Origin of the sequence: Streptomyces macrolidinus (genome assembly GCF_023887685.1) — a bacterium.
Taxonomy (GTDB): domain Bacteria; phylum Actinomycetota; class Actinomycetes; order Streptomycetales; family Streptomycetaceae; genus Streptomyces; species Streptomyces macrolidinus.
In genome coordinates this window covers 1-8,718 of record NZ_JAMWMR010000062.1, presented here as the reverse complement: position 1 = coordinate 8,718, position 8,718 = coordinate 1, and the positions used below count along the sequence as shown (strand labels likewise).

At 70.5% G+C, this 8,718-nt stretch carries 7 protein-coding genes; 5 read left to right on the top strand and 2 right to left on the bottom strand.

Annotated features, from left to right (window positions below; all coding sequences use genetic code 11):
- Positions 1–183: 183 nt before the first annotated feature.
- The gene (locus NGF19_RS30020) at positions 184–918 is read left to right on the top strand and encodes a translation initiation factor IF-2 (protein ID WP_252429064.1); all 735 of its coding nucleotides are present in this window, start codon (positions 184–186) and stop codon (positions 916–918) included.
- Positions 919–1,246: 328 nt separating this feature from the next.
- Positions 1,247–2,113: an endo alpha-1,4 polygalactosaminidase gene (locus NGF19_RS30015; protein WP_252429062.1), complete on the top strand. Its 867-nt coding sequence runs from the start codon at positions 1,247–1,249 to the stop codon at positions 2,111–2,113.
- 25 nt (positions 2,114–2,138) lie between these two features.
- Here the strand turns inward: NGF19_RS30015 and NGF19_RS30010 are convergent, their stop codons facing one another.
- On the bottom strand, positions 2,139–3,026 hold the full coding sequence (locus NGF19_RS30010; protein ID WP_372506030.1) for an alpha/beta fold hydrolase: 888 nt from the start codon (positions 3,024–3,026) through the stop codon (positions 2,139–2,141).
- 125 nt (positions 3,027–3,151) lie between these two features.
- Here NGF19_RS30010 and NGF19_RS30005 point away from each other — a divergent pair, with 125 nt between their 5' ends.
- The gene (locus NGF19_RS30005; protein WP_252429066.1) at positions 3,152–3,373 is read left to right on the top strand and encodes a hypothetical protein; all 222 of its coding nucleotides are present in this window, start codon (positions 3,152–3,154) and stop codon (positions 3,371–3,373) included.
- Positions 3,374–3,524: 151 nt separating this feature from the next.
- Here the strand turns inward: NGF19_RS30005 and NGF19_RS30000 are convergent, their stop codons facing one another.
- Positions 3,525–5,234 carry an LCP family protein gene (locus NGF19_RS30000; protein ID WP_252429060.1) on the bottom strand — a complete coding sequence of 570 codons (1,710 nt, stop codon included), beginning with the start codon at positions 5,232–5,234 and terminating at the stop codon, positions 3,525–3,527.
- 295 nt (positions 5,235–5,529) lie between these two features.
- On the opposite strand from NGF19_RS30000, the gene NGF19_RS29995 reads away from it, so the two are divergent.
- Both NGF19_RS29995 and mgtA read left to right on the top strand, forming a co-directional pair.
- On the top strand, positions 5,530–5,892 hold the full coding sequence (locus NGF19_RS29995) for an ArsR/SmtB family transcription factor (protein ID WP_252429058.1): 363 nt from the start codon (positions 5,530–5,532) through the stop codon (positions 5,890–5,892).
- Positions 5,885–8,584, top strand: coding sequence for a magnesium-translocating P-type ATPase (mgtA, locus tag NGF19_RS29990; RefSeq protein ID WP_252429056.1), 2,700 nt, complete (start codon positions 5,885–5,887; stop codon positions 8,582–8,584). Before NGF19_RS29995 ends, mgtA begins: the two co-directional genes overlap by 8 nt.
- Positions 8,585–8,718 lie beyond the last annotated feature (134 nt).

Below are 8,718 nucleotides of genomic sequence, written 5' to 3'. Positions count from 1 at the left end.
AAACGGCGCTCAGGACGTCTGTCCGCCGCAATCCGGTAACTGTCGGCTACTGAGCGGGAGTTCGCCGGACCACGGACGTAGCGGCTGATCGGCATCTTCTCCGCGTGTCCCTGTGTGATCGCCCACGTCGGCCCGATTACGCAAGCAGTTGCCCGTCGCGCGCCGCGTCGGAAGGATGGGTGCATGCGTCGACTGCTGCTGCTCGCCCCGCTGTTGCTGTTCACCGTTGGCTGTGGGGTGGTGCAGTCCTCCGAGGGCGAGGCGACGGATGCCGCACGCGAGGTGGCCAGGAAGGCGGGTGAGCGGCTCTACGGGCAGCGTCCGCGTACGGCGGAGGAGGTCGGGCGCTCCGCTTCCGGTATCGACGGGGTGGAGGTACTGCGCGTGACGGGTACCTCGACGCACGACGGGGACGGCGTCGAGGTGATCGTCCGCACGTCCGGCTCCGCGTACAACGAATGGTTCGACCCTGAGGAGGTCGTCGTGCAGCGTTGTTTCGCGGTGCGGGTGTCGCCCAAGTCGGAGTGGCGTGAGGAACCCCGTGACGTGGACTGCCCGCACGGCCCCCCGCTGACCTTCGACCCGCCACCCGCCCCGCCCCGACTGCCGTACGAGGAACTCCGCGCGAAACTCCCCCAGGTGCCGAAGGGCGGGCGGGTGGACGAGGCCGAGGTGCGCCGTACGCTCGCCGCCCTGGACCTCGATCCGGCGATCCATACCGAGACGAAGGCCGACGGCGGCCGGGTCGGCGTTCTCCTGTCGGTGAAGGGCAACCACTTCGACGCGCAGGACTGCCTCCTTGCCCGTGTGAGCCCCGGCGCCACCGAGGTGTGGGTGCCGCCCCGGATCCAGCGGATGCCGGGAGAGGGCGGCTGCACCATCGGCAACGCCCTGGACCCGCAACCGTCACCACACTGAACGGTCTGCTCGGCTCCGATCGAAGAGCCGCCTTCACCTTTCCCGTCGCCTCCCCCCTGCCTTGTGGTGCGGCGGTGCGGCGGTGTGACCAAGAGACCGTTGGTCCGGGCGCCGAACGCTTGGGGACACCTCAGGATCATGCTGGGCGCACGAGTGGGATGATCTGCACGTGGAGAGCGATACGGGGTGGATCCGTGCACGCGGGTTCGCGCAGCGGGTTCTTTCCCAAGAGGCCCCGGACGCCTCGGAGTTGCCAGCGATCTGCGTCGTACGGTAGCGGGCCCCACGGGCAGAGCAATTGACCACACTTCGACAGGAGCCCCGAACCATGGCCGACCGCAACCGCTCAGCCCTGCACCGCACGTTGACAGCGGTGACACTGTGCGGTGCGCTCGTGGTGGCCGTGAGTGGATGCTCCACGTCCGAAGGTGAGGGCACCGCTGCGACGGATCGGTCCTCCGCCGCTCCTCCCGGCAAGGTGGCCCTACCCAAGCCGGGCATGGCCTTCGATTACCAGATCGGCGGTGCCTACCCGCCGCCGTCCGGTGTACGCGCGGTCTCCCGTGACCGTGCCGCGAAGCCCGCGCCGGGGCTGTACAACATCTGCTACGTCAACGCCTTCCAGGCACAGCCGGACGCCACCGACTGGTGGCAGGCCCACCACCCCGACCTGTTGCTCCGCGACTCCGGTGGCGCACTGGTCGTCGACAAGGACTGGGGCGAGGCACTGCTGGACATCTCAACAGACGCCAAGCGCGAGCGACTTGCCAGGATCGTGGGGGAATGGATCGACGGTTGCGCCGCGGCCGGGTTCCAGGCGGTCGAGGCCGACAACCTCGACTCGCACGAGCGCTCCAAGGAACTCCTCACCGTCGCCGACGACTTGGCCTTCGGCAAGCTGCTCGCCGACCGGGCCCACGCGTCCGGTCTGGCGATGGGTCAGAAGAACGCCGCGGACCTGGCACGGAAGGGACGGAGCCTCGGGTTCGACTTCGCGGTCGCGGAGGAATGCGGTGAGTACGACGAATGCGACGCGTACGCCCACGCGTACGACAACCGGGTGTTCGTCATCGAGTACACCGCTGACGGGCTCGCGACGGTCTGCACGTCATGGGGCAAGGAGCTGTCGGTGGTCCTGCGCGACCGGAACGTCGTCCCGGCCGGGGACGGCGCGTACCGTCGCCGCACCTGCTGAGCCGACCCGGCCACGAACCGGCCGCCTACCCGTCGGTGACGGCCTTCCCAAGAAGCGACGTGAGGACCGACTCGGCATGTGTCCACAGCAGAGCGCCGCCGATCTCCGGTACGACATGGCGATGTGCGCCGGGGATACGGGAAGCGAGCAGTGCTCCGTTGTCGGGCGAGTGGCTGGTGTCCTGCTCGCCGTACCAGATATCGACCGGCACGGTGATCTCGTCGAGGGCGAACGGCCACCGCCCCATCGCCAGGACCGTGTCACGGGCGTAACCAGTGGCACCTTGAGCGAATGCCTCGTCCAAGGCCCGGCGATAAGCAGCCGCGAACTCAGGATCCTGGTACAGGGCGAGGTCACACCCCGGGCTCCCGGCCATGACCATGTCCCACATCGCATCCGCGGTGAAGCTCGCGAAGAACTCCTCGGCGCCGACCGGATCGCGTACCGTCCGCTCGACGAGACCACGCAGGCCCGCATCCAGAACAGAGGCGAACTGCGGCGCGGCGACCTCGTCCGCACCAGAGATGACAGCAAGTGCCGAGGCGACCCCCTCCGCGGCGCAGGCGAGAGCGAACGGTGCACCCTGCGAGTTCCCGACCATCGCCGGGCGCTCCAGCCCTCGCAGCGCACCGAGTTGTCGCACGTCCCCGGCGAAGTCGGAGAAGGTCCGTCCGGGGGCGGGCGTCGAGGCACCGAGTCCCGGACGATCCACCGAGACAAGGCGCACCCCGAGCGCCTCGACCACGCCTGCGCCGAACCCGAGCCACCGACTCGTAGCCGCACCCGGACACAACAGAACGGGCACTCCGTCCAACGGCCCCCACTCGGCCCAGCCGAGCAACCGCCCATCGGACAGAGCACTCTCGCCCAGCCGGGCAGGAACATCCACGTATCCAGTCACCATCCACATCATTGGCTATGGGCAGGGCATTCCGCACCCGACTTTCACCAGCCCCGAACAGGCGCGTCATCGGCGGTACAACCAAGTGCAACCACGTGCATGCTGACTTGCGCAACCTTTAAACTGTCACCGTGGAGATGACTGATGCGACTTGGGAGACCGCCGTGCTCGACGGCGGACCGGCGGACGGATTGCACATGAGGGTTGCCGACCGGCCACGGGTGGTCCAGGTGACCTACCCCTGCCCCGTCGATGCCGGACCGCCCGGCGTGCGCGCGGAAGGCGTGTACGTCTACCGCCGGGACCACGGCGTGACCAGCGAACCGCTGCGGTACGGCTTCGACGTCGCCAGCCCCTGAGGGACATGGCGCTCGACGCCGACGGACTGCGCGACGGGAGCACCGATTTCACATCGCGCGCGTACGTCGGCCTCAGGCGTCTCGAAGGCGTCTCCAAGGCATCTCCAGGCGTTCTCAGGCCTCCGCAGGCGTTCTTGCGCGTCCTTACGCATCACGCATCGGAGTCGGGCTTGCTGCGCGCCGCCGCATACGCCTGGGACGGTGTCATGGAGACGCCGTTGAGGTCGACCGTCTTGTAGGGACTGACCTTGGCGCAGGTCTTGGCCTCGTCGGCGGTGGAGGCGTGAGCGTTGGACACCGCCGCGTGGACATCGGCCGGTGCCGGTGACGAGTCGCCGCCCGGGAAGTTGGTTCCGCTCGGCCAGTCGGCGCCGATCACCAGGACCAGGCCTGTGCCGGTGCCCTGCTTCAGATGCGAGGAGGGCAGCCCGAGCACCTTCGCGACCGTCTGCGCCTCGGCCTTCTGACCGGTGCCGTAGGTCAGCGTGGTCGTCGCGGAACTGGCGGCGTCGTGCGTGACCGTGGCGGAGCCGACACCCTGGTCGGTCAGGGCGGTCGCGACGTCCGCGGCGCGGCCGGGGACCGTCGTGCCGTTCCCCACCGTCACGGCGATCCGGGACGCGGGTACAGCGGAGGCGGTGGGTTCGGCGGTGGCCGAGGCCGCCGCGGACTTCTTGCCCGAACCGGTCGTCAGCGCCTGGTCGTTGGCGATGGTGGAGAACAGGTCCTTCGCTCCCGTACCGGCCACCACGCGGTTGCTGTCGTTCGGATCCGGAGCGGTCTGCATCGTCGTGAAGGTCATCCGCTTGGCGGGGACCTTGTTCACGTCCGCCGCGAGCGAGATCAGCTTCTTCACGCTGTCCAGCCCGTCGTCCACGGTCAGCGCCTTGGTGGCCGCGTCGGCCAGGTCGTAGACCGCGGTGGGGTCGGTGAGCGTGCCCGCGCTCTTGAACTTGCGGATCATCGAGCTGAGGAAGATGTGCTGCGAGACCGTACGGCCGAGGTCACTGCCGTCACCGAACCCGTGCCGGGAGCGCACGAACTGGAGCGCTGCCTCACCCTTGAGCGTGTGGGAGCCCTTGGACAGCTTCAGGTGTGAGTAGGTGTCGTAGACATCGTCGCTGACACAGACATCGACACCGCCGACCGCGTCGGACATCTTCACGACGCCGGAGAAGTCGAGTTGGACGAAGTGGTCGATCGGGATGCCGGTGAGCTGGTGGACGGTGGCCACCTGGCAGGCCGGGCCGTACGAGAGAGCGCTGTTGATCTGCCCGTAGTAGCCGGACGTGGACGCCTTCGACAGGGGGTCGGTGCACGCCGGGACGTCGGTCATGGTGTCGCGGGGGATGCTCATCACGGTGGCGTTGGAACGGTCGGCGGCTATGTGCACCACCATCTCCACGTCCGCGTTCCCGTTGCCGGACTGGACGCCGGTCTTCGCGCAGCCACCGCCCAGCTTGCAGTCGGCGGCGCTGGTGCGGCCGTCCGAGCCCAGGACGAGGATGTTGATCGGGGTACGGCCGAAGGCGTCGGCCTTCTCGCTGCCGCCTCTCCCGTCGAGCGCGACGCTGTTGATGTTGCCGTTCAGATGCTCGTAGAACCACCAGCCCGCACCGGCGATCACCACGACGAGGAGGGACATGCCGATGCCGAGGAACTTCAACGCCCGCTTCCCGCGCCCCGCCGGGCGCGCGCGGCGGCGCGACCGGCCGCCGCCCCGCGCACGGGACGCCGCCCTCGCCGCGGCCCGGCCGCCCGTAGGACGTGCTCCGTCGGGCTCGGACTCACGCTGTCCGGGCACCTGGCGGGTGCGGTTGCGCGTGGCCCGGCCGCCCGCGCCGTCCCAGGGGTCGCTCATCTCCCACTCCCATGAATGGTCGTGCCGCCGGACGAGCCTTCGGACTACGACCAGCGTCAGCGGCAATGTACGGACAGGCGTGGTGGGAAACCCCCGCCTTGATTGCGTAGTTGCGCAATCTAGCAAACCAAAAGCCTGACCAGCACAGCCCCTGCCGCAAGACACCCCTCGACGACGACCCCTGCGACGAGGGCCGACCCCCGGCTCCCCGGCGCGGGAACACCCCGGCATCCGGACACCTACACTGGTGCGCACAGAGGTGTCGGCTGTGTTGTGCGCGGGACGGGAGAGGGTTGTGTCGGGGAACCGCGGTGGTTTCGAGGATCCGTCCGCCGAGGTTCTCGCCGAGGCCGCCGCCGCGTTCGGACTGCTCGCCTCCGCCCCCAGGCTGCACCTGATGTGGGCGCTGTCGCAGGGCGAGAGCGACGTCACGCATCTCGCCGACCGGGTCGGCGGTGCGCTGCCCGCCGTCAGCCAGCACTTGGCCAAGCTGAAGCTCGCCGGGCTCGTCCGCTCGCGCCGCGAGGGCCGACGGCAGGTCTACTACGTCGACGATCCGGACATCGTCACCGTCGTGCGGGTGATGGTCGGGCAGTTGACCGCGCGGTCGCAGCACACCCTCGCCCCGGTGCGCGAACTGCGCGGGACCGGTGGCTGAGACCACCACGTCCTCGGCGCGGGACATCGGAACGCCTGGCACATCGGCCGTATCCGCGCCCCGGACGTCTCGCACACCTCGGACGCCTCAGGACGAGGACGCTCCCGGACCGGCCGCGCCGACCGTGCTGCAGACCTTGCGCCGACTGGACAGCGGGCCGCGCGGGCTGACCGAGGCGCAGGCCGAGGAGCGGGTGGCGCGCCTGGGGGAGAACACCGGCCCGGCACGGCACGAAGCCTCCTGGCCGCGACTGTTGCTGCGCAGCCTGCGCGATCCGTTCACCGCGGTACTGGGCTGCCTCGGGCTGGTGTCGGCGGTGGTCTTCGCCTGGAGCACGGCCTCGGTGATCCTGCTGCTCGTGGTGGTGAGCTGCGTACTGCGGGTCTCCGGGGAGCACCGGGCCGACCGGTCCGCAGCCGCTCTGCGCGAGCTGGTCGCGGCGACGGCCACCGTGCTCCGACGGGCCGACGAGGCGGCCGCTGCGACGACCCGCGAACTGCCCGTGGCCGAGCTGGTGCCCGGTGATGTGATCCGGCTGGGGCCGGGCGACCTGGTGCCGGCAGACGTACGACTGCTGCGGGCCAGCGGCTTGACCGTGCATCAGGCCGCGCTGACCGGGGAGTCCGCACCGGTGGTCAAGTCCGCCGACGACCTGCCGCGCGCCGTCGGCGCCGGGGGTCCTCAAGCAGTGCCGAGAGCCGGGGAGTTCGACCGGCCGCAGCTCTGCTTCCAGGGCAGCAGCGTGGCGACCGGCAGTGCCACCGCGGTCGTCACCGCGACCGGCGCGCACACCCGGTTCGCCGCCGCACACGAGCGCCGGGCCCGCCGCCCGGAGGCGAGTGCCTTCGACCGCTCCGTCCACGGCATCTCCTGGATCCTGATCCGGTTCATGCTGCTGACCCCTCCGCTGGTGCTGATGGCCAACGCGGCCCTGCGCGACCGCGGCCTGGAGACGCTGCCGTTCGCCGTGGCGGTGGCGGTCGGGCTGACCCCGGAGATGCTGCCGGTGCTCGTCACCCTCTGCCTGGCCCGCGGCGCCTCGCTGCTCGCCCGCACCCACGGCGTCATCGTCAAGCGCCTCCCGGCCCTGCACGACGTCGGTGCCGTCGACGTGCTGTGCCTGGACAAGACCGGCACCCTCACCCAGGACCGGCCCGTCATCGACCGCGCCCTCGGCCCGGACGGCCGGGAGGAACCGGAGGTCCTGCACTGGGCCGCCGTGAACGCGTGGTGGACGCTCCAACTCGCCGACCTGCCGGAACCCGACGCCCTCGACGAGGCGATCCTGGACGCCGTCGACGAGGACGCGCTCATGGCCTACGACGGGGTCGCGTCCGTACCCTTCGCACCGGACCGTCGGCTCGCCGTCGCGGTCGTGCGCACCCCCGGCCGGCTCGGCACACACACCATGGTCGTCAAGGGGGACGTCGAGGCCGTACTGGAGCGTTGTGCCCTGGCGGACGACGACCGGGAACGGCTGCGCACGCTCGCTGCCCGGCAGGCCGACGGCGGCGTACGGGTCCTGGCGGTCGCCACCGCGGAACGCTCCACCCGAACCCGCACCCGCGACTACCGGCCGGCCGACGCCCGCGGCCTGACCTTCCGCGGGCTGATCACCCTGCGGGACGCACTCGCACCGACCGCCGCCGAAGCGCTGAAGGTCCTCACCGACCGGGGCGTCACCGTCAAGATCCTCACCGGCGACCATCCGGGCACCGCCGTCCGCGTCTGCGCCGACCTGGGGATCCCGGTCGGCGAGGACGGCGTGCTCACCGCCGAGGCCGTCGACCGCCTCTCGGACACCGAACTCGCCGACGCCGTCGGCCGTACGACCGTCTTCGCGCGCTGCGCCCCGGCGCACAAGGCCCGGATCACCGAGGCCCTGCGCACCGCCGGGCACATCGTGGGCTTCCTCGGCGACGGGGTCAACGACCTGCCCGCACTGCGCACGGCCGACGTCGGTATCGCCCCTCGGAACGCCGCCGATGTGGCCCGGGAGGCCGCGGACGTGGTGCTGGCCGAGAAGGACCTCACCGCGATCGCGCACGCGGTCGCCGCGGGTCGGCACGCGGGCGGCAACATCGCCACCTACCTGCGTGTCACGCTGTCGTCCAACCTGGGCAACGTCCTCGCGATGCTCTCCGCCGGTCTGCTGACGCCCTTCCTGCCGATGCTCCCGGCACAGGTTCTGCTGCAGAACCTGTGCTTCGACGCCGCCCAGCTCACCTTCGCCCACGACCGGCCCGACCCGGCCGCCCTGCGCCGGCCGACCGTGCTGGATCCGAGGGACCTGTTGCGCTTCATCACCCGCTTCGGGGTGCTCAACGCCGTCGCCGACCTCGCCACCTTCGGCGTCCTCACGCTCGTGGTGCACGGGCCGGGCACGGGGGACGACGAGGCGGTCTTCCACACCGGCTGGTTCACGGAGAACCTGATCACCCAGGCACTGGTGATGGTGTTGCTGCGGGCCGGCCGCGGCACCGCGGAGAACCACGGGCCGACCCCGGTGGCCTGGGCCGCTCTCACCCTGGCCGTCATCGGCCTGGCGCTTCCCCTCTCCCCACTGGGGTCGTTGCTCGGCCTGATCGCCCTGCCGACGGTCTACTACCTGCTCCTCACCGCCGTCCTGGCCCTCTACACCGCCGCACTCCTGACGGCCCGGAAACGCGCTGCCGCACGTCTGTCCTGCTGACGAAGCCGGGTGGATCGTCTCCACCGCCGTCCCGGGTTCGCGGTGTGGCGTTCACCGGCCGGTCCAACTCCCAGGAGAGGTAGGGGAGTTATGACCCGTACAGCACGTCGATGTCCCCCGCGAAGTCCTGGAGT

Coding starts and splice junctions, on each gene's coding strand:
- NGF19_RS30015 (WP_252429062.1), top strand. CDS start 1,247: ATGGCCGACCGCAACCGCTCAGCCCTGCACCGCACGTTGACAGCGGTG.
- NGF19_RS30005 (WP_252429066.1), top strand. CDS start 3,152: ATGACTGATGCGACTTGGGAGACCGCCGTGCTCGACGGCGGACCGGCG.
- NGF19_RS30010 (WP_372506030.1), bottom strand. CDS start 3,026: ATGATGTGGATGGTGACTGGATACGTGGATGTTCCTGCCCGGCTGGGC.
- NGF19_RS30000 (WP_252429060.1), bottom strand. CDS start 5,234: ATGAGCGACCCCTGGGACGGCGCGGGCGGCCGGGCCACGCGCAACCGC.
- NGF19_RS30020 (WP_252429064.1), top strand. CDS start 184: ATGCGTCGACTGCTGCTGCTCGCCCCGCTGTTGCTGTTCACCGTTGGC.